The organism is Blastococcus sp. SYSU DS0533 (assembly GCF_054050775.1).
On sequence record NZ_JBJGZZ010000001.1, the window covers coordinates 1 to 18,305 of the forward strand.

Annotated in this window: 20 protein-coding genes; 13 read left to right on the forward strand and 7 right to left on the reverse strand. The window is 75.8% G+C overall.

The window, feature by feature from the left end; genetic code table 11:
* The first annotated feature begins 767 nt into the window (after positions 1 to 767).
* Positions 768 to 1,832, forward strand: a complete 1,065-nt coding sequence (locus ACI79W_RS00005; protein WP_456560037.1) for a C40 family peptidase — start codon at positions 768 to 770, stop codon at positions 1,830 to 1,832.
* Between the two features lie 9 nt (positions 1,833 to 1,841).
* Here the strand turns inward: ACI79W_RS00005 and ACI79W_RS00010 are convergent, their stop codons facing one another.
* A complete protein-coding gene (locus ACI79W_RS00010; RefSeq protein WP_456560038.1) occupies positions 1,842 to 2,387 on the reverse strand; it encodes a hypothetical protein in 546 nt (181 codons plus the stop codon).
* Between the two features lie 115 nt (positions 2,388 to 2,502).
* On the opposite strand from ACI79W_RS00010, the gene ACI79W_RS00015 reads away from it, so the two are divergent.
* Both ACI79W_RS00015 and ACI79W_RS00020 read left to right on the forward strand, forming a co-directional pair.
* Positions 2,503 to 2,826, forward strand: a complete 324-nt coding sequence (locus tag ACI79W_RS00015) for a DUF3817 domain-containing protein (RefSeq protein WP_456560039.1) — start codon at positions 2,503 to 2,505, stop codon at positions 2,824 to 2,826.
* Positions 2,827 to 2,861: 35 nt separating this feature from the next.
* Entirely contained in the window at positions 2,862 to 4,184 is a 1,323-nt protein-coding gene (locus tag ACI79W_RS00020; protein WP_456560040.1) for a serine hydrolase domain-containing protein, read from the forward strand.
* Here ACI79W_RS00020 and ACI79W_RS00025 read toward each other — a convergent pair.
* Complete coding sequence (locus tag ACI79W_RS00025; RefSeq protein ID WP_456560041.1) at positions 4,181 to 4,330, reverse strand: hypothetical protein; 150 nt, start codon at positions 4,328 to 4,330, stop codon at positions 4,181 to 4,183. The two genes, ACI79W_RS00020 and ACI79W_RS00025, sit on opposite strands and share 4 nt — an antisense overlap.
* 74 nt (positions 4,331 to 4,404) lie before the next feature.
* The gene (locus ACI79W_RS00030; protein ID WP_456560042.1) at positions 4,405 to 4,920 is read right to left on the reverse strand and encodes a hypothetical protein; all 516 of its coding nucleotides are present in this window, start codon (positions 4,918 to 4,920) and stop codon (positions 4,405 to 4,407) included.
* A 101-nt stretch (positions 4,921 to 5,021) separates the two neighbouring features.
* Here ACI79W_RS00030 and ACI79W_RS00035 point away from each other — a divergent pair, with 101 nt between their 5' ends.
* Positions 5,022 to 5,171 (forward strand): DUF3253 domain-containing protein, encoded by a 150-nt coding sequence (locus ACI79W_RS00035; RefSeq protein WP_456560043.1) that lies wholly within the window; start codon positions 5,022 to 5,024, stop codon positions 5,169 to 5,171.
* On the opposite strand, the gene ACI79W_RS00040 is transcribed toward ACI79W_RS00035, so the two are convergent.
* On the reverse strand, positions 5,168 to 5,641 hold the full coding sequence (locus ACI79W_RS00040) for an Lrp/AsnC family transcriptional regulator (RefSeq protein ID WP_456560044.1): 474 nt from the start codon (positions 5,639 to 5,641) through the stop codon (positions 5,168 to 5,170). The genes ACI79W_RS00035 and ACI79W_RS00040 overlap by 4 nt on opposite strands.
* 216 nt (positions 5,642 to 5,857) lie before the next feature.
* On the opposite strand from ACI79W_RS00040, the gene pdhA reads away from it, so the two are divergent.
* The 4 genes from pdhA to ACI79W_RS00060 are packed head-to-tail and all read left to right on the forward strand — an operon-like array spanning position 5,858 to position 9,909.
* Positions 5,858 to 6,997 carry a pyruvate dehydrogenase (acetyl-transferring) E1 component subunit alpha gene (gene pdhA / locus ACI79W_RS00045; protein WP_456560045.1) on the forward strand — a complete coding sequence of 380 codons (1,140 nt, stop codon included), beginning with the start codon at positions 5,858 to 5,860 and terminating at the stop codon, positions 6,995 to 6,997.
* Positions 6,994 to 7,974, forward strand: coding sequence for an alpha-ketoacid dehydrogenase subunit beta (locus ACI79W_RS00050; protein ID WP_456560046.1), 981 nt, complete (start codon positions 6,994 to 6,996; stop codon positions 7,972 to 7,974). Before pdhA ends, ACI79W_RS00050 begins: the two co-directional genes overlap by 4 nt.
* 3 nt (positions 7,975 to 7,977) lie before the next feature.
* Positions 7,978 to 9,504 carry a dihydrolipoamide acetyltransferase family protein gene (locus ACI79W_RS00055; RefSeq protein WP_456560047.1) on the forward strand — a complete coding sequence of 509 codons (1,527 nt, stop codon included), beginning with the start codon at positions 7,978 to 7,980 and terminating at the stop codon, positions 9,502 to 9,504.
* Between the two features lie 24 nt (positions 9,505 to 9,528).
* Entirely contained in the window at positions 9,529 to 9,909 is a 381-nt protein-coding gene (locus ACI79W_RS00060; RefSeq protein ID WP_456560048.1) for a hypothetical protein, read from the forward strand.
* A gap of 43 nt (positions 9,910 to 9,952) precedes the next feature.
* Here ACI79W_RS00060 and ACI79W_RS00065 read toward each other — a convergent pair whose 3' ends face one another.
* A complete protein-coding gene (locus ACI79W_RS00065; RefSeq protein ID WP_456560049.1) occupies positions 9,953 to 10,513 on the reverse strand; it encodes a hypothetical protein in 561 nt (186 codons plus the stop codon).
* 194 nt (positions 10,514 to 10,707) lie between these two features.
* Here ACI79W_RS00065 and ACI79W_RS00070 point away from each other — a divergent pair, with 194 nt between their 5' ends.
* From ACI79W_RS00070 to ACI79W_RS00090, 5 genes are all read left to right on the forward strand, one after another.
* A complete protein-coding gene (locus ACI79W_RS00070) occupies positions 10,708 to 11,913 on the forward strand; it encodes a sensor histidine kinase (protein ID WP_456560050.1) in 1,206 nt (401 codons plus the stop codon).
* Positions 11,910 to 12,569, forward strand: coding sequence for a response regulator (locus ACI79W_RS00075; RefSeq protein WP_456560051.1), 660 nt, complete (start codon positions 11,910 to 11,912; stop codon positions 12,567 to 12,569). The genes ACI79W_RS00070 and ACI79W_RS00075 overlap by 4 nt, the downstream gene beginning before the upstream one ends.
* 99 nt (positions 12,570 to 12,668) lie before the next feature.
* A complete protein-coding gene (locus ACI79W_RS00080) occupies positions 12,669 to 13,130 on the forward strand; it encodes an SRPBCC family protein (protein WP_456560052.1) in 462 nt (153 codons plus the stop codon).
* A 205-nt stretch (positions 13,131 to 13,335) separates the two neighbouring features.
* On the forward strand, positions 13,336 to 13,485 hold the full coding sequence (locus ACI79W_RS00085) for a hypothetical protein (protein WP_456560053.1): 150 nt from the start codon (positions 13,336 to 13,338) through the stop codon (positions 13,483 to 13,485).
* Positions 13,486 to 13,640: 155 nt separating this feature from the next.
* The gene (locus ACI79W_RS00090) at positions 13,641 to 15,734 is read left to right on the forward strand and encodes a diguanylate cyclase domain-containing protein (RefSeq protein WP_456560054.1); all 2,094 of its coding nucleotides are present in this window, start codon (positions 13,641 to 13,643) and stop codon (positions 15,732 to 15,734) included.
* Between the two features lie 3 nt (positions 15,735 to 15,737).
* Here the strand turns inward: ACI79W_RS00090 and ACI79W_RS00095 are convergent, their stop codons facing one another.
* Positions 15,738 to 16,571, reverse strand: a complete 834-nt coding sequence (locus ACI79W_RS00095; protein ID WP_456560055.1) for a tyrosine-protein phosphatase — start codon at positions 16,569 to 16,571, stop codon at positions 15,738 to 15,740.
* Positions 16,572 to 16,637: 66 nt separating this feature from the next.
* Positions 16,638 to 18,206 (reverse strand): chitinase, encoded by a 1,569-nt coding sequence (locus ACI79W_RS00100; RefSeq protein ID WP_456560056.1) that lies wholly within the window; start codon positions 18,204 to 18,206, stop codon positions 16,638 to 16,640.
* Positions 18,207 to 18,305: the final 99 nt, after the last annotated feature.

Genomic DNA, 18,305 nt, shown 5'->3' on the forward strand with positions numbered 1-18,305 from the left:
CCCCCCCCCCCCCCCCCCCCCCCCCCCCCCCCCCCCCCCCCCCCCCCCCCCCCCCCCCCCCCCCCCCCCCCCCCCCCCCCCCCCCCCCCCCCCCCCCCAGCCGGTCGACCGCCGCCGGCGCGCCGAGCTCGGAGGGCAGCAGGTCGCCGACCCGCTCCCCGAGTGCGCGCACCCGCTCGGGGGAGGTGATCCAGGCGGTGAGCCCGAACGACAGCACGAGCAGCGGGACGACGGCGATGCCCGCGTAGAAGGTCAGCCCGGCGGCGATCAGCATGAGGTCGCGTCCCCCGAGGCGGGCCCGCACCCCCGCGGGCAGGCCGCGCAGCACGGCGGTCACCCGGGAGGACCGGCTCACGCGCCGCGGATCACGGGTGGGGCTCACGGCGATCCATCCTCCGGTAGTGGTCCCGCCGGGCCGTGCCGAAACCGGTCCCCGCGGGCCTCGTGCGGCCGCTCCGGGGCGAACGCGCAGGTGGCTGCGACGGCTGTGACGGGACGCGCGGGGAGAACTACACGAATGTCGTTCGGGGCATTGTCACGACCGCGCCACGCCGCCTACGGTGGGTGTGTCCGTCGGGGCTCTCCGTCACTGCCGAGTGACCTCCGCCGGGCGCCGTCGAGCGAGCCGGTCACCCGCACAGGCGCGGGTCCGGGCCGGGACCACCGCGGCACCGATCTGGGACGGACCCCTCCGTCCCGTGGTGCGAGCGTGCGACCGGCCCGGCTCCGGGAGGCGGCTGTGGACGAGATCGGAGTTCCGCCGCACCATGGCGACCCGCCTGCGCACGCCCGCCCGCCGTCGCACCGCCGGCCGGGTGGGGCTCGCCCTGGCCGGCACCGTCGGCATCCTGCTCGCCGCGGTTCCCGCGGCGGCCGCGCCCGGCACGTCGGGAGAGGCCGCCCGGCTGGTCGCCGAGCGCGGCCACCAGCTCGAGGTCGTCACGGAGCAGTACAACGAGGCGCGCGACGCGCTGACGGCGCAGCAGGCCACCGCCGAGGCCGCCGCCGCCCAGCTCCAGCGGGCCACCGCCGAGCTCGCCCGCGTGCAGGAGCAGGTGCGCGGCATCGCCCGCAGCGCCTGGACCGGTGAGGGGCTGGGCTCCTTCCAGGCCCTGCTGACCAGCGAGTCGGCCGACGAGTTCGTCAGCCGCGTCAGCACCCTGGAGACCATCTCCGGGCACCAGGGCGTGGTGCTGGCCCGGGCCGCCGAGGCCAACGTGGCCGCCGCGCAGGCCCAGGCCACCGCGCAGGAGGCCGCGGCCCAGGCGCGGGCCACCTACGACTCCATCGCCGCGCAGCAGGCCGAGCTGCAGGCGCAGGTCGACGAGTTCCGTGCCCAGTTCGACCGGCTCAGCGCCGCCGAGCGGCAGGCCGTGGCCGAGGCGCACCACGCCGAGGAGCGCGGCGGCGAGCCGCAGCGCGCGAGCCGCGACGACCGCGAGGCACCGGCGTCCGCCGCTCCGGTGGTGGCCGACAGCGCCGCCGCGCAGAAGGCCGTGGACGCCGCCATGGCACAGCGGGGCAAGCCCTACGTGTGGGCGGCCAGCGGGCCCAACGCCTTCGACTGCTCCGGGCTCACCTCCTACGCCTACCGCGCGGCGGGCATCTCCCTGCCCCGGGCCAGCCGGAACCAGGCGGGCGTCGGCCGGGCGGTCTCCCGCGCCGAGCTGCGCCCCGGTGACCTGGTGTTCTTCTACAGCCCGATCAGCCACGTGGGCATCTACATCGGCAACGGCCAGATGGTGCACGCGCCGACGTCGGGCGACGTGGTCAAGGTGGCCAGCGTCGACTCCATGGGCGGCTACGCCGGGGCCCGGCGGGTCGCGGGCTGACGCCCCGGCTCACCCCGCGCCCGGCCGGCCGACCTGCTGGAGCAGGCCCCAGACGAACACCGCCCGGACCCCGCCCGGCAGCAGCACCTCCGAGCGGGTGGGCACGCCCGTCCCGACGCCACGCGCGCCCGGGAGCCCGGCGACGTCGTCGAGCACGTGCTCCCACACCAGCAGCCGGTGCGGGCCGGCCGCGGGTACCGGGGAGCCCGGCGCCCGGGCGAGGTGCTCGTGCAGCACCGCGCCGCCGGGCCCGCTGACGACCTCCCACCACTGGTGCGGCCAGAGCGGCAGCGGCCAGCGCCGCACCTGGACGTCCAGGTCGCCGACGCGCCGGTCCTCCAGCTCCTCCGGAGGGCCGAGCACCGCGGTGCGCAGGGCCAGCCCGCGTGGAGCCCGCCGGGAGTGCTGCAGCGCCTGCCAGCGGGTGTGCGCGGCGTGGGCCTCGGCCCGGGTGGCGCCCAGCCGGGGGAGCGCCTCCGCCGTCAGGTCGGGCCGGACGTCGGCCATCCGGCGCAGCAGCACCAGGCAGAACTCCCGCCGGGCCAGTCCGCGCACGGAGCGACCCTGCCACCGCGCCGGCTGCCGCGAACATCACACCCCCGGGCGGGGATGCCCCCGGTGGCCCGGTCGTTGACCCCGCGGACCCCGCCCCCGGACCCGAGGACGCCCGTTGAGCCCGCGCACCGCCACCACCGCCTTCCGCCTCGTCGCCGTCGCCGAGGCGATCACCTGGGTCGGCCTGCTGGCCGGGATGTTCGTGAAGTGGGTGCTGCAGACCTCCGAGGTGGGGGTCCAGGTGTTCGGGCCCATCCACGGCGGTGTCTTCCTCGTGTACGTCCTGGTGGCTCTGGTCGCCGCGCGGGTGCTGCGCTGGTCGCTGCCCACGACGCTGCTCGCGCTGGCCGCCTCGGTGCCGCCGCTGGCCACCGTCTGGTTCGAGCGGTGGGCCACCCGCAGAGGTGCGCTGCCCGCCCGCGAGGCGCTGACCGCCTGATCCGCCGGGCGGGCCCGGTCGCTACGGTCGCCGTCATGCCCGAGCCCGTGCTGCCCTCCACCGCCCGCCTCCTGCTGGCCCGCACGGCGCGGGTGCAGCGCGACGGACGGGCGCCCGGCCTGGTCGCCGGCGTCGTCCGCGACGGTGGGCTCGCCTGGTCGGCGGGCCGCGGGGAGGTGCCCGGGCCGCACACCGACGTCCAGTACCGGCTGGGGTCCATCAGCAAGACCGTGACGGCGGTCGTCGTCATGCGGCTGCGCGACGAGGGGCTGCTGCGCCTCGACGACCCGCTCGAGCGGCACCTGCCGGGGACGCCGTTCGGCGACCGCACGGTCGGCCAGCTCCTCTCCCACCTCGCGGGCGCCTCCGCGGAGAGCCCGGGCGGCTGGTGGGAGCGCACGCCCGGCGGCTCGCTGGACGAGCTGGGCCTGGGGGAGGCCGACGTCGTCCTCGGCGCCGCGCGGCGGTTCCACTACTCCAACCTCGGCTTCGGCCTGCTCGGTGAGCTCGTCGCCCGGCTGCGCGGCCGCTCGTGGGACGACGTCGTCGCCGCCGAGGTGCTGGCGCCGCTCGGGATGGCCCGCACCACGCCGCGGCCGGTCACGCCGGCCGCCGAGGGCCGGGCGGTGCACCCGTGGGCCGACGTCGTGCTGCCCGAGCCCGAGCACCACGCCGGGGTGATGGCCGCCGCCGGGCAGCTGTGGGCGACGCTGGCCGACCTCGCCCGGTTCGCCGCTCTCCTCCTCGGCGACACCGCCGACGTGCTCGACCCGGCGACGCTGGAGGAGATGACCGTGCCCGCCGGGGTGGACTCGTCGGCGCCCGGCTGGTCGGCCTACGGGCTGGGCCTGCAGGTGCTGCGGGTGGACGGGCGCACGCTGGTCGGGCACGGCGGCTCGATGCCCGGCTTCCTGGCGGGCGTCTTCGTCGACCGGGAGGAGCGGACGGGCGCGGTGTCCCTGGCCAACACCACCAGCGGCCTGGACCCGCTGGTGTTCGGGCTGCTGGCCGATCTCCGCAGCGCCGAGCCGCGGATCGTCGAGCCGTGGGTGCCCGCGCCCTCGCCGCTGCCGCTGGAGAGCCTCGGCGTCTGGTTCTGGGGGCCGGCGCCGTACGTGCTGCGCTCGATCAGCGGCGGGCTCCTGCACCTGGGACCGCTGCCCGGTCGCCCGGGCCGGGCCAGCCGCTTCACCCGCGCCGACGACGGCACCTGGCGGGGGTTGGACGGCTACTTCGCCGGGGAGGCGTTGCGCATCGCCGCCGACCACCTGGACCTGGACACCTTCGTGTTCACCCGCACCCCCTACGACCCGGCCGCCCCGGTGCCCGGTGGCGTGGACCAGGGCGGCTGGCGCTAGCCCCCACCTGCTCCGCGCCCCTGGTCGTCGCGAGCCGCCAACCATGCGCGGTCCAGGTCGTGCAGCGCCGCGCGCTCCTCGGCCAGGGCCGCCCGTGCCGGCTCCCCGAGCAGCGCGTGCAGCTCCGCCTCGGTGATCTCGTCCATGCGGAGAGCCTTCCCCACGGTGCCGTCCCCGAGGCTCGCGCCGAGCGCGCGAGGCGTGAGGAGGACGGGGCCGTTCACCGGTCGAAGGCGTCGATCGTGTTCTTGACGACCACGCCGTAGGCCAGGTGCGGCACGATGTCGCTGAGCCACGACGACGCCGACCAGCTGCGGGGGTCGGTCACGCCGAGGGCCGTCATCGGGCCGTTGGCCGCCACCATCGCACCCAGCCCGGTCAGCAGCGCTCCGACCGGTTTCGCGGAGACCAGGCCCGCCGCCCGGGCGAGCCCGCCGACCACGCCGATCCCGACGCCGGCCACCAGGCCCGTCATCGGCCCGAGGCCCTGCACGCGGTTCTGCCGGGTCTGCTCGTCCCCGGGGATGGGTACGTGCGCCGCCTCGGCGAGCTTCTCGACGGTCTGCTCGGGCGTGGAGCTGCTGCTCCGGCCGCGCACCACCATGTCCAGGTAGGTGACGGCGTTCAGCGCGGTGGTGCCGGCCGCGCCGGCGGCCGCGCCCCTGAGCGCCCAGCCCAGCGTGCTGATGCCGCGCCTGCCCTTGCCAGTGCGTCCGAGGGGAGTCCGCTTCGCCATGGCCGGTGCCGTACCCGTGCGCCCGCGGGGCACACCGTCGTCCGGCGCAGGCCCCCGCCGGACCGCTGGCGGTACCGGTGCCGGACGGCCACGCTCGACGGGTGGACGACGTCGCCGCGGCGCTGGAGGGCGCCATCGGCGAGCTCCTCGCCCGCCGTCGTCCGGACGCCTCGATGTGCCCGTCGGAGGCCGCCCGCGCGGTCGACGTCCGGACCGCCCGGGGGCCCGTCCGGATCCGCAGGCGCCGCTAGGAGGCGCCCGTGGCGCGGTGCAGCAGCGGGCCCACGCGCCGCTCGACGAACCGGCGCATCGCCAGGGCGGTGTCCACCCGTTGGACGCCGGGGATGGCCAGGACCGCCTCGGTGGTGCGCCACAGGTGGTCGGCGTCGGTGGCCGCCACGTGGACGAGCAGGTCGGTGGCGCCCGACAGGCCGGTCACCTCGAGCACCTCGGGCAGCCCGGCAAGGGCGTCGCTGACCTCGGCCAGCCCGCGCTGCGCCACCTGCACCGACATGTAGGCGGTCAGCCGGTAGCCCAGGGCCTCCGGCCGGATCCGCTGGTCGAGCGGGCCGAGCACGCCGTTGCTCTCCAGCCGGGCGAGCCGGGTCTGGACGGTGTTGCGGGCGAGGCCCAGCCGCTGCGACAGCGCCATCACGCTGGCCCGCGGGTCCTCGGTGAGGGCCAGCAGCAAGCGCGCGTCCGTGGCGTCGATCTCCGGCACGCTGCGCAGTCTGGCAGCTCCGGGCCGGTCGTGGGCTCCTTTCTGCGCAGTCGCGCACAGCGGCTCTGCGCAGATCGCCGCACCGCAGGGCTGGCGAGCGGTGGGGCGGCCGTGCCAGGATGTGTGAGGGCCGCCACACCCGACGGCCGGAACGTCCAGCACCACCGCGGCGCCGGTGACCCCGGCTGCGGTGGCCGACGGCGAGGAGCGCGACCGGTGACAGCGTTGCCCGAGACATCGGAGATGGTCGACCCCGTCCCGGGGGCCGACGCCCCCCACCTGCCGCAGCGGTCGCAGCTGGTCCAGCTGCTCACGCCGGAGGGCGAGCGGGTCGAGCACCCCGACTACGCGCTGGAGATCTCCGACGAGCAGCTGCGCGACCTCTACCGCGACCTGGTGCTGGTCCGGCGGTGGGACGTCGAGGCGACGGCCCTGCAGCGTCAGGGCGAACTCGGCATCTGGGCCTCGCTGCTGGGTCAGGAGGCGGCGCAGATCGGTGCCGGCCGCGCGATGGCCGCCTCCGACATGGCGTTCCCGACCTACCGCGAGCACGGCGTCGCCTGGGCCCGCGGGGTCGACCCGCTGCACGTCATCAGCCTCTTCCGGGGCGTGGACAACGGCGGCTGGGACCCGGTGGCCACCGGTTTCAACCTCTACACGGTCGTCATCGGCGCGCAGTGCCTGCACGCCACCGGCTACGCCATGGGCCTGCAGCGTGACGGTGCCGAGAGCGCGACGCTGGCGTTCCTCGGCGACGGCGCCACCAGCCAGGGCGAGGTCAACGAGGCGATGATCTGGGCGGCGAGCTTCTCCGCCCCGGTGGTCTTCTTCTGCCAGAACAACCAGTACGCGATCAGCGTCCCGCTGGAGCGGCAGTCGCGCGTCCCGCTGTACCAGCGGGCGGCCGGCTTCGGGTTCCCCGGCGTCCGGGTCGACGGCAACGACGTCCTCGCCGTCCTGGCCGTGACCCGGCAGGCGCTGCAGGCCGCGCGCGAGGGCCAGGGGCCGACCTTCATCGAGGCGTTCACCTACCGGATGGGGGCGCACACCACCTCCGACGACCCCACCCGCTACCGGCTGGCCAGCGAGCTGGAGGAGTGGAAGCTGCGCGACCCGATCGCCCGGCTGAAGGCCCACCTCTCCCGCCACCACAAGGCCGATGCGGCGTTCTTCGACTCCGTGGAGCGGGAGGCCGACGAGCTCGCCGGCCGGATCCGCAGCGGGACCGTCGACATGCCCGACCCGGACCCGGCGGCGATGTTCGACACCGTCTACGCGGAGCAGACCCCGTGGCTGGCCGCCCAGCGCGACGAGTTCGTCGCCTACCGCGCGAGCTTCCAGGAGGCCGGCGAGTGAGCACCGAGACCCTGACCATCGGCAAGGCCCTCAACCTCGGCCTGCGCAAGGCGATGGAGGACGACGCCAAGGTCGTGCTCATGGGGGAGGACATCGGCAAGCTGGGCGGCGTCTTCCGCATCACCGACGGTCTGCAGAAGGACTTCGGCGAGGCCCGCGTCGTCGACACCCCTCTGGCCGAGGCGGGGATCCTGGGCACCGCCGTCGGGCTCGCCATGCGCGGCTACCGGCCGGTCTGCGAGATCCAGTTCGACGGGTTCGTCTTCCCCGCCTGCAACCAGATCGTCACCCAGGTGGCCAAGATGCACGCCCGTTCGAAGGGCCGGCTGCCGATGCCGATCGTCATCCGCATCCCCTTCGGCGGCGGGATCGGCGCCGTCGAGCACCACAGCGAGAGCCCCGAGGCCTACTTCGCGCACACCGCGGGGCTCAAGGTGGTCGCCGTGAGCAACCCGGTCGACGCCTACTGGGGCATCCAGCAGGCGATCGCCCACCCCGACCCGATCGTCTTCCTCGAGCCCAAGCGCCGGTACTGGGAGAAGGCCGAGGTCGACACCGCCGCCACCCCCGACCCGCTGTTCGCCTCGCGCGTCGTCCGCGGTGGCGACGACGTCACGGTGCTGGCCTACGGCCCCATGGTGAAGACGGCGCTGCAGGCCGCCGAGGCGGTCGCCGGGGAGGGGCGCTCGCTCGAGGTCGTCGACCTGCGCACCGTCTCCCCGCTGGATCTGGAGCCGGTGTTCGAGTCGGTCCGCCGCACCGGCCGCTGCGTCGTCGTCCACGAGGCGCCGGTGACCCTCGGGCTGGGCGCGGAGATCGCCGCCCGGGTGACCGAGACCTGCTTCCACTCCCTGGAGGCGCCGGTGCTGCGGGTCGGGGGCTTCGACACGCCCTACCCGCCGTCGAAGCTCGAGGAGGAGTACCTCCCCGACCTCGACCGGGTCCTGGACGCCGTCGACCGCGCGATGGAGTTCTGAGCCGTGACCGAGCGACAGTTCAAGCTGCCCGACGTCGGGGAGGGGCTCACCGAGGGCGAGATCCTCCAGTGGATGGTGGCCGTCGGCGACACCGTCACGGTCAACCAGCCGCTGTGCGAGGTGGAGACCGCCAAGGCCGCCGTCGAGCTGCCCTCGCCGTGGGCGGGCACCGTCGTCGAGCTGCTCCACGAGGCGGGGACGACGGTCGACGTCGGCGCGCCGATCATCACCATCGACACCGGCGGGGCGGGTGAGGGGGACACCCGTGGCGCCGCCCCGGCAGCGGAGCCCGCCGGCGAGGCTGCCGCGGACGCCCAGGAGCCGGCCGCGGGGCTGATCGGCGGGGCCGCCCCGGGCGGGCGGACCGCCGTCCTCGTGGGCTACGGGCCGCGCACCACCGAGGCCCGCCGCCGGCCGCGCCGCTCGGGTGCCGCGGCCGCCGCCCGCGCGACCGCCCTGCCCGGCGCCGACTACGGCTCGGGTGGGACCGACCGGCCCCCGCTGCCCTCCGACGACGGCCCGCCACTGCTCGCGACCGCCCCCGACATGCGCAGCAAGCCGGTGCGCCACGGCGGGCTGGAGGTCGGCCGGCAGGCCGAGGCCGCCGCACGCCGGGAGGAGGCCGCACCGGCACGCGGCTCCGCCCCCGGCCGGCGGGCACCCCGCCCCCTGGCCAAGCCGCCGGTGCGCAAGTACGCCAAGGACCTCGGCGTCGACCTGACCACCGTCCCGGGGACCGGCGCCGACGGCTGCATCACCCGGGCCGACGTCGACGCCGCCGCCGCCGCGCGGGCGGACGGCGCCGGAACCCGGGCCCCGGCGGCGGGCACCGCCGGGGAGCAGCGGATCCCGGTCAAGGGCGTCCGCAAGGCGACCGCCGCCGCGATGGTGGCCAGCGCCTTCACCGCCCCGCACGTCACGGAGTTCCTGACCGTCGACGTCACCCGGATGATGAAGCTGCGCAGCCGGCTCGCCGACCGGCCCGAGCTCGCCGGGGTGAAGGTCAGCCCCCTGCTGTTCGTGGCCAAGGCGGTGCTGCTGGCGGCCCGACGGCACCCGGTGGTGAACAGCTCCTGGGACGAGGCGGCGCAGGAGATCGTCGTCCACGGCCAGGTCAACCTCGGCATCGCGGCGGCGACGCCGCGCGGGCTGGTCGTCCCCAACATCAAGGACGCCGGGCGGCTCTCCCTGGCCGAGCTCGCCGGCGCGCTGGCCGAGCTGACCGAGACCGCGCGGGCGGGACGCACCGCCCCGGCGGACATGGCCGGCGGCACGCTCACCATCACGAACGTGGGCGTCTTCGGCGTCGACACCGGGACGCCGATCCTCAACCCGGGGGAGTCGGCGATCCTGGCCTTCGGCGCCGTGCGGGAGAGGCCGTGGGTGCACAAGGGGAAGGTCCGCCCGCGGCAGGTGACGCAGCTGGCGCTCTCCTTCGACCACCGCATCGTCGACGGCGAGCTGGGATCGCGCTTCCTGGCCGACGTGGGTGCGCTGCTGCACGATCCGGGGGCGGCCCTGGCGTTCTGACCGCCGGCTCGGCAGGGTGGTCCCGTGGACCGACGTCGGACGGCTCTCGTCCTGCTGCTGCTCTTCGCGCTCTGCAGCGGGGTCGCCATCGTCGTGAGCGGGAGCCGGTCCGGGCCGGAGCAGGGCCTCGCGCCCTCGTTGGCCCAGTTCGCCGGGTACGCGCTGGCCCTGGCCGCCGCCGTGCTGCTCCTGACCTCACCGGAGGAGGGCCCGGTCGGCGGTCCCCGGCGGGTCGGAGGTGCGGTCCTGGCGGCCCTCCTGGTCCTCGTGGTGGTGGACCTGGTGGCGGCGGACGGGCCGGACATCGGTGCCGGGGCGGTGCACCTGCTCGGGCTCGTCGTCATCATGGTGGCCACCGGCAGGCTCGCGCTCGGTCTCGCGGCCGATCGGGGGGCAGCGCGCTAGCGGTCCCCGCCCGTGGGGCGGGGACCGCCGGGGCCCGGGCAGGTCAGCCGCGGTGCGCCAGCTGCCCGCGGAGCAGCAACCAGCCGACGACGGCCAGGTACGCGCCCGCCGGCACGCCGCCGCCGAGCTGGGACAGGAACAGGAACACCGGCGTCACCAGGGGCAGCAGCGCGACGACCGGTCGGGGCACCTGCCGGCCGCGCCAGAGTGAGACCGCCAGGCCGACCGACCCGAGGAACCAGAGGGCGTTCGCCACGAGCGCCACCGCGGGGAAGAAGGACAGGTCCTCCCCGTTGATCGCGCTCGACAGCATGCCGGCCGACAGGAGCACCGTCCCGGCCGAGGCGGTCTGCGCCGCGCGGCGGGAGCCGCCGAGCGCGGCCAGCCGGAGGTACAGGACCGGCAGGGCCCAGAGCATGACGCTGGTGCCGACGAGCAGGGCTGCCGTCCGGGGGTCGATGGCGGGGTCGGTGTCCTGCGGGTAGAGCAGCTGGGTCACGCCCACCGCGACGGAGAGGCCCGCGGCCACGAGCGTCGCGACGCCGGCGGTGCGGTCGGTGCGCCGTGCGGTCCCGGTGGTGGCGGCGGGGGAGAGGGTGGTCATGGGAACTCCTCGGATCGTCGGAAGCGCCTGGTCAGGCGGTCGCCGAGAAAGCTAGGAGCGGGGCGTGCCGCCCGGCATCGGTCGCGGGTCCACATCCGGCCCGGCGGGGTCGCGACCCGGTGTCGACCTTGGTCGAACTCCCGTGTCGCCTCGAGGTGGACGCGTGCGCCGGGTGTGACCCGTAGGTTCGCCCCGTGATCACGACCGCAGACGGGGCACGGGGCCCGGCTTCCGCGGCCCACCCCGCGGTCGCCGCCGCGTCGGTCCCCCGGTGGAGCAGCGGGGTGGACCTCGCCGTCGCCGCCGGCCTCGCCGTCTGGGGGCTGCTGGAGGTCCTGCTCTCCCCGGAGCTGGCCGCGGTGCCGGCCACGCTGTTCGTGCTGGTCGCCACCCTGCCCCTTGCCGTGCGCCGCAGGTTCCCCGGGGTGGTCACCGTCGTCGTCTCGGCCGCACTGGTCGTGCACGCGGCAACCGCGGAGGCGGCGGCGACGTTCACGCCCTTCCCCAGCCTGCTGCTCGCCGCCTTCACCGTCGCGGTGCACGTGGCCTCGCTGCCGGCCGCCGTCGGTCTGGGCCTCCTGCCGGTCATCGCGATGGGTGCGGCGGGGCAGCTCGGCTACTTCGGCGTCGAGGCCACCCAGGCGCGGTCGGTGGTCCTCCTGCTCTTCTTCGTGGCCGGCGCCTGGACCGGTGGGCGCATCGTCCACCACCGCGCCCTCGCCGCCGTGCGGGCCGAGCAGGGCTCGGCCGACGCCGCCGGTCGCGCGGTCGCCGCCGAGCGGGCCCGCATCGCGCGGGAACTGCATGACGTCGTGGCGCACGCGGTGTCGGTGGTGGTGCTGCAGACCGGCGCGGCGGAGCTCTTCGTGGGCCGCGACCCGGACCGCGCGCGCGAGCACATCGGCATGGCCCGCCGCACCGCGACGGAGGCGATGGCCGAGATGCGGCACCTGCTCGACGTGCTCCGCGAGGGCGAGGCCGTCTACGTGCCGCAGCCCGGCATCGCCCGGTTGCCCGACCTGGTGGACGAGGCCCGCGGCGCAGGCCTCGACGTCGCCCTCGACGTGGCCGTCGACGAGCCGGTGCCCGACGGGCCGTCGCTCGCGGTGTACCGGATCGTCCAGGAGTCGCTGACCAACGTCCTCCGTCACGCCCCCGGTGCCCGGACGGCCGTGGCGGTCACCCGGCAGGGGGACGCGGTGACCGTGACGGTCCGCGACTCCGGACGGCGGCCCGGTGCCGTCGGGCCGCAGCTCGCCCCCGCCGGGCTCCGCGCGGGCGGGCACGGGCTGCCCGGTATGCGGGAGCGGGTCCGCGTCTACGGCGGGACGCTCGCCGTCGGTCCCGAGCCCGACGGCGGCTGGTCGGTCCGCGCGGTGATCCCGGTGACCGCGCCGTGAACCGGCGGCTGCGCGTGGTGGTCGCCGACGACCACGCCCTGGTGCGGTCGGGCATCACGGGGCTGCTCGAAGCAGGGGACGTCGAGGTGGCCGGCGAGGCCGCGGACGGGGTGGAGGCGGTCGAGCTGGCGGCGCGGCTGGAGCCAGACGTCGTCGTCATGGACGTGCGGATGCCGCGGCTGGACGGGATCGAGGCGACCCGCCGCATCCGCCGGGAGCCGGGGGGCCCGCAGGTCCTGGTCCTCACCACCTTCGACCTCGACGAGTACGTCTTCCGCGCGCTGGAGGCCGGCGCCGCGGGCTTCCTCCTCAAGGACGCGCCGCCGGGCCGGCTGGTCGACGCCGTGCGCGCGGTCGCCGAGGGTGAGGCGCTGCTGGCTCCTGCCGTCACCCGGCGGCTGATCGAACGGCACCTCCGGACGCCCGCCGTCCCGCCGCAACCGGTCGCCGACCTCAGCCCGCGCGAGCGCGAGGTCTGGCTGCTGGTCGCCCAGGGGCGCTCCAACGCCGAGATCGCCGCCCACCTGTTCGTCACCGAGGCGACGGTGAAGGCGCACGTCACCCGCCTGCTGGCCAAGCTCGGTGTCCGTGACCGCGTGCAGGCAGTCGTCCGCGCCTACGAGACCGGTCTGGTGCGGCCGGGCGCACCGGGATGAGGCCGTGGAGGCTCCCCCGACCGGCGGTTCCACGTGTCGGCGAGGTTCCTGGCGGGTAGTCGGGGCGGGACCGAACCAGCGATACGAGGAGCTGAGAACGTGGCCAGCGTGCAGGAGTCCGTCGACGTCGATGTCCCGATCCGCGTCGCCTACGACCAGTGGACGCAGTTCGAGACGTTCCCGCAGTTCATGGGCGGGGTCGAGAAGATCACGCAGATCGACGAGACCCACACCCACTGGGTCACCAACATCGACGGGGTCAAGCGCGAGTTCGACGCCGAGATCACCGAGCAGCACCCCGAAGAGCGGGTGGCCTGGACCAGCACGAGCGGCGAGGCCAAGCACGCCGGTGTGGTGACCTTCCACCGCCTGGACGACGCGAAGACCCGCGTGATGATCCAGATCGACTGGGAACCCGAGGGCCTGGTCGAGAAGGCCGGCGCGGCGCTCGGCTTCGACGACCGGCAGGTCAAGGCGGACGCGAGGAAGTTCAAGGAGTTCATCGAGAGCCGGGGCACCGAGACCGGTGCCTGGCGCGGTGACGTGCAGCGCCCCAGCTGACATGCGGACGCCGACGGCGCCCATCCCGTGCGGGTGGGCGCCGTCGGCGTGTCCGGACCCATCTGGCCAGTGACGACTCTCACCCCAACGGGCGATGAACCTTCGGCGATACCTCATACCAGCCGATGTTTCGTCGGATTAGAGTGAGGGACGCCTGCGTTACTACGGATGCAGGCAGGACACTTCGACGAAAGAGGCAGTAGCGATGAGCAGCGTGACGACCAGCTGGCGGCGGCGTCGGCAGGTGGCGCGTACCCGGCGGGCCCTGGACAAGGCGCTGGCCCGCACCAGCAGCCCGGCGATGCGGGACGAGCTGCTGACGATGGCCAACGGCAGCTACCTCCTCGGCCGCTGAGCCCCGGCCGCGCCCTGCGCGGCCCGTAAACCCGACCCCGGTTCCCGTGTGGGACCGGGGTCGCGTGCGTCCCGGGAGTCCCTGACCCGCGATCGGCCCACCCGAACCGGTCGGTTCCGCTCAAGCGGCGCCGCAGTTCCGCCGATCACCGATCCGTGGGCACAGGAGCACCCGGCGGCGGCGGCACGACCGCCCTGCCGACGGCCGAGGCCCGGGAGACCCCGGGCATCACCGTCGCCGGGCTGTTGACCTACGTGCGCCGCCGCGGCGGGGAGGACGCCGTCGCCGCGGTGCTCGACCGGGCCGGACTGGGCGCGGTCGCCGACCAGGCCGAGGACCAGGCGCGCTGGTGGAGCTACGACACCCGGATCCGGCTGTTCGCGGCGGCGACCGAGGTCCTCGGCGACCCGGACACGATGTTCCACGTGGGCGCGGCCGCGCTGCGCAGCGGCCTGGGGCACTCCCTGCTGCTCGTCCTGCGCGCGCTCGGCACGCCCCGCCAGGTGTTCCGCCAGCTGCCGCGAGCGGCCGCCAAGTTCACCACCGTCTCCCGCATGGAGATCCTCGAGACCACCGCGACGTCGGCGACCGTCGCCCTGCACCTGGCCGACGGCTACACCCACTCGCCGCTGGACTGCGCCTATGCGCGCGGGCTGGCCGTGACGGTACCGGCGATCTTCGGCCTGCCGCCCGGGATCCTGACGCACACCGAGTGCTGCGTCGACGACACCGGCACCTGCGTCTACCGCCTCACCTGGGAGCGGCGTTCGCGGCTCCGCCGCCGGCGACCGGACGCGGCCGGGGCCGACGCCGAGCTCACGGCGCTGCGGGGGCAGCTGCGCACCCTCCAGTCCGCCGCGGCCGACCTCGTCGCCGGTGAGGAGCTCGACACGGTGCTGCACCGCATCGTGGCCCGCGCCGGCGAGGCCGTGCTGGCCCCGGCCCACCTGCTCGTCGTAGCCGCACCGGACGGCGGGTCACCGCTGGTCCACGGCGCCGGGATCCCCGAGTCCCGGCTGCCGGACCTGGCCGAGCGCATCCTGTCCGGGGACGACCTGGGCCGCACCGCCGTCGTGGTCGACGTCGCTTCCGCGCGCCGGCGGCACGGCAAGCTGGCCGCCATCTACCCGTCCGGGGACGGCGAGATGGCCGACGAGCACGCCATGCTCGCCGCCTACGCCGGTCACGCAGCCGCTGCGCTCGATCTGATCACCGCCCTGGAGGACGCCCGCACGGAGGCCGACCGGGCCGGTGCGCTGCTCGCGCTGGCCCACGAGTTGGCCGGTGCCTCCGATCCGGCCGAGGTGGCCGAACTGGTCACGGCGGCGCTCCTGCGCGTCGTCGGCTGCACCCGCGCCAGCCTCCTGCTGTGGGACCCCGGTGCCGGGGCCCTGCGGGCGGCCGCGACCGCCGGCCTGTCCGACGAGCAGGCGACGGTGATGCGGCGGACCACGCTGCGTCCCGAGGACACGCCGGAGCTGATGGGGTTGCTGACCGACCGGAACCCGCTCGTCCTCGCCGACGCGACGAGCAGCCCCACCCTCCGCGCGTTGCTCCGGGGCGTCGGGAGCGCGCGCGTGGTCGCCCTGCCCCTGCTCGCCGGCCCGACGCTCCTCGGGGTGGCGACGGTCGGCTGGCAGGCCGGGGCCGCACCGGGGGAGCTGGGCCGGGACGTCCTGGCGCGGCTGCAGGGCGTCGGCGACCAGGCCGCCACCGCGCTGCAGAAGGCCCGGCTCCTCGAGACCGTGCGGCACCAGGCCGCGCACGACGCCCTGACCGGCCTGCCCAACCGGGCGCTGTTCCTGGAGCGGCTGGAGACCGCGCTCGTCGAGGCGGGGCCCGGTGCCCGCCCCGGGGTGCTGTTCTGCGACCTCGACGGGTTCAAGGCCGTCAACGACTCGCTCGGTCACGCGGCCGGCGACGAGCTCCTGCGCCAGGTGTCGGCACGGCTGCGCGCGGCGGTTCGCCCGGGCGACACGGTGGGCCGGCTGAGCGGCGACGAGTTCGCCATCGTCCTGCCCGGCCTGGCCGGCGCCGACCACGCGCGAACCCTCGCCGGCCGCATCACCGCCTGCTTCGACGAGCCGTTCCGCCTGGAGGGCACACCGGTGCGGGTGGGCACCAGCGTCGGCGCCGCAGTGCTCGGCGAGGACGGCGCGCGGGACGCGGACGCGCTGCTCCGCGAGGCGGACGCGGCGATGTACCGGGACAAGCAGCGGCGGGGCGGCTCGGCTCGCGCCGCCCGCTGACCGTCAGCTCCGCAGCCGTGCCCGCAGCGCCGCCTGCTCGTCGGCGCCGAAGCCGTGCGCATCCAGCCAGCCGACCGGGCCGCCGAACCGCTCGTCGAGCAGCGCCAGCAGCCGGTCCATCGTCTCGGCCCGGGGCGTGTGGCTGGCGACGTCGCGGGTCACCATGTCCTCGGCGTAGGTCGGGGAGGCGGCCAGCTTCGCCACCAGCGCGTCGATGATCTCGGCGGTCAACGCGTAGTCGGCGACGATCTCCTCGTGCGGCACCCCGGCGACCGCGAGCGCCAGGGCGCAGACCACGCCGGTGCGGTCCTTCCCGGCGGCGCAGTGCACCACCGACGCACCTTCGGGAGCCCGGGTGAGCGCCCGCAGGGCCCCGACGACGTTCTCCGAGCGCTGACCGAGGTAGCCCAGGTAGGACCGCACCGCCGGTGGCTCGCCCTCGTCGTGGGCCGCGACCTGGCGGGGCAGCAGCGACTCGGTCCACCCGGCCCCGAGCTCCAGCTGCGGGTCCGCCTCCTCCACCGCGAAGACGTCGGTGTGGTGCCCCCGCTCGGGCAGCAGGGTGAAGTGCCGGTGCGCGACCTCCGGGACGCCGCGGAGCGGGCCGCGCCCCTCGAGCAGGATCTCCGCGGTGGTGCGCAGGTCGATCACCTGGCGCAGCCGGAGGTCGTCGACCAGGCGCCGGACGTCGGCGTCGCTGAGCGTCTGCAGGTTGTCGCTGCGCAGGATGCGGCCGCTCGCCGTCCGCCCGCCGTCGGTGGTGGGCAACCCGCCGAGGTCGCGCATGTTCGTGGTGCCGTCGAGGCGGATCCAGCGGTCGGTGTGCGGAGAGGTCACGGCTGCGACGGTACGTCCTGGCACTGCCCGGGCGGACGCGGGCGCAGCAGCGGCGTCCCGGTCGGCTCAGCTCCCGGCGGGCTCCCCGGGGATGGTGAACAGCGGGGCCCAGGCCTCGTCCGGCCCGATCGGGAAGAGGGTGCCGGGCGCGGCTCCCCGGTTGGCCCAGCGCGCCTCGTAGGGCAACCCGTCCAGCAGCACCCGGGCACCCCGCTGGTACAGCGCGTCGGGGTTCCAGACCTCCGACACGTCGGTGACGGTCGGCACCGGCTCGGGCGCGGACTCCTGGGTCTGCACGGCGCCGAGCAGCGCCCAGGGCGAGGGGACGCCGGCCGAGACCGGCAGGGAGGGGTCGACGCCCACGGCGTACCAGCGGGCCTCGTACACGTTGCCGTGCCACACGACCTTGTACCCGGCCGGGTACTGGGCCTCGGCCCGCCAGATCGGGTAGGGGCTCGTCGCGGGGTCGTCGACGACCGGCTGCCGACCCGCGTCCTCCGCGGTGTCGCTGATCTGCACGGCGGGGCCGTCCCCGCCGAGGCCGGCGAACGCGTCCACGAATGCGAGGGGCGCCTGCTCGACGCCGCTGCAGGTGTTGGAGTGGACGGCGACGTCGGCGAAGCTCGCGCCGCACCCGGTGTCCCGGTTCAGCGACCACAGCGAGACCCGCCCCAGCCCGGTGGCCCGCGCGAACGACGTCAGGGCAGCGGCGTCGTCGAGGGTGAAGACCTCGCCCTCGACGTCGTTCTGTCCGATCATCGGGGTGGCGCCGATCCGGCTCCAGACCTGCCGGTCGCCGAGGGTGGTGCCGAGCTCCTCGTAGAGGGCGCGGACCTGGCCGGCGGTCGCCCGGAGCGCCTGCTCGGTCGCCTCGATCATGGACTGCCCGGCGGGCTTGGCGTCGCCGTAGTCCATGGTCATCACGTTGACGCCCGTCAGCTCCACGCCACCGGCGAGCGTGGCGCGCACGAGGTCCACGCCCTCAGCGGTGAGCCCGGTCGGGGCCACCGGCACGGTGAGCCACACCGCCAGCGGGGACCCGTCGGCCGCCCGCTCGCGCTGCAGGGCGGCCAGGGCCGCGGCCCTCCGGCCCGCGGCGGCCAGGTCGGCGACGGCGGTGCCCTCCACGTCGAGGTCGACGGCGGAGAGGTCGTAGCGCTCCACGACGTCGCGGTAGGCCTCGGTGAGCTCCCCGGTGTCCGTGCAGGTGATGGCGAGCTCGTCGTTGACCAGCCCCCCGAAGCTCACCATGACGTCGCCGCCCGCGGAGCGCAGCTGGTCGATCCGTCGGTCGAGCTCCAGGTCGGTGCCGGCCTGCTCGAGCGAGTAGTAGCCGCCCCAGCTGGGCGCGCAGCCGTCCTCCGGGTCGGCGACCACGAAGGCGAGGGCGACGGTGCGCGCGGGGTTGGCCGACGGGTCCTGGAACTGGAAGGTCGGGGTCAGGGTGACGTCGACGTAGGGAACGCTCCAGGACTGGCTCGTCGTGCCCGTCCGGTCCGCGGCCTCGGTCACCGAGACGAACGCCCCGCCGGCGACCGCGGCGACGACCAGCAGCAGCAGGCCGACACGCGTCCAGGACAGCCGGCGCGCGACCGGCTGGCCCTCGTCCCGGGGTGCGGCGCTCGATGCGCCCATGGAGGCCCTCGCTCTCGTCGGTGCAGTTCCGTCCGGGACTGCGGGTGATGGCTCGACCGCGGTACAGCCTGCCTCGGGAACGCACCCCGACGGTCACCG

What these genes read in the sequence shown, in the direction of transcription:
- ACI79W_RS00005 (WP_456560037.1), top strand. Translation starts at nt 768, where the DNA reads ATGGCGACCCGCCTGCGCACGCCCGCCCGCCGTCGCACCGCCGGCCGG.
- ACI79W_RS00020 (WP_456560040.1), top strand. Translation starts at nt 2,862, where the DNA reads ATGCCCGAGCCCGTGCTGCCCTCCACCGCCCGCCTCCTGCTGGCCCGC.
- ACI79W_RS00025 (WP_456560041.1), bottom strand. Translation starts at nt 4,330, where the DNA reads ATGGACGAGATCACCGAGGCGGAGCTGCACGCGCTGCTCGGGGAGCCG.
- ACI79W_RS00030 (WP_456560042.1), bottom strand. Translation starts at nt 4,920, where the DNA reads ATGGCGAAGCGGACTCCCCTCGGACGCACTGGCAAGGGCAGGCGCGGC.
- ACI79W_RS00065 (WP_456560049.1), bottom strand. Translation starts at nt 10,513, where the DNA reads ATGACCACCCTCTCCCCCGCCGCCACCACCGGGACCGCACGGCGCACC.
- ACI79W_RS00085 (WP_456560053.1), top strand. Translation starts at nt 13,336, where the DNA reads ATGAGCAGCGTGACGACCAGCTGGCGGCGGCGTCGGCAGGTGGCGCGT.
- ACI79W_RS00100 (WP_456560056.1), bottom strand. Translation starts at nt 18,206, where the DNA reads ATGGGCGCATCGAGCGCCGCACCCCGGGACGAGGGCCAGCCGGTCGCG.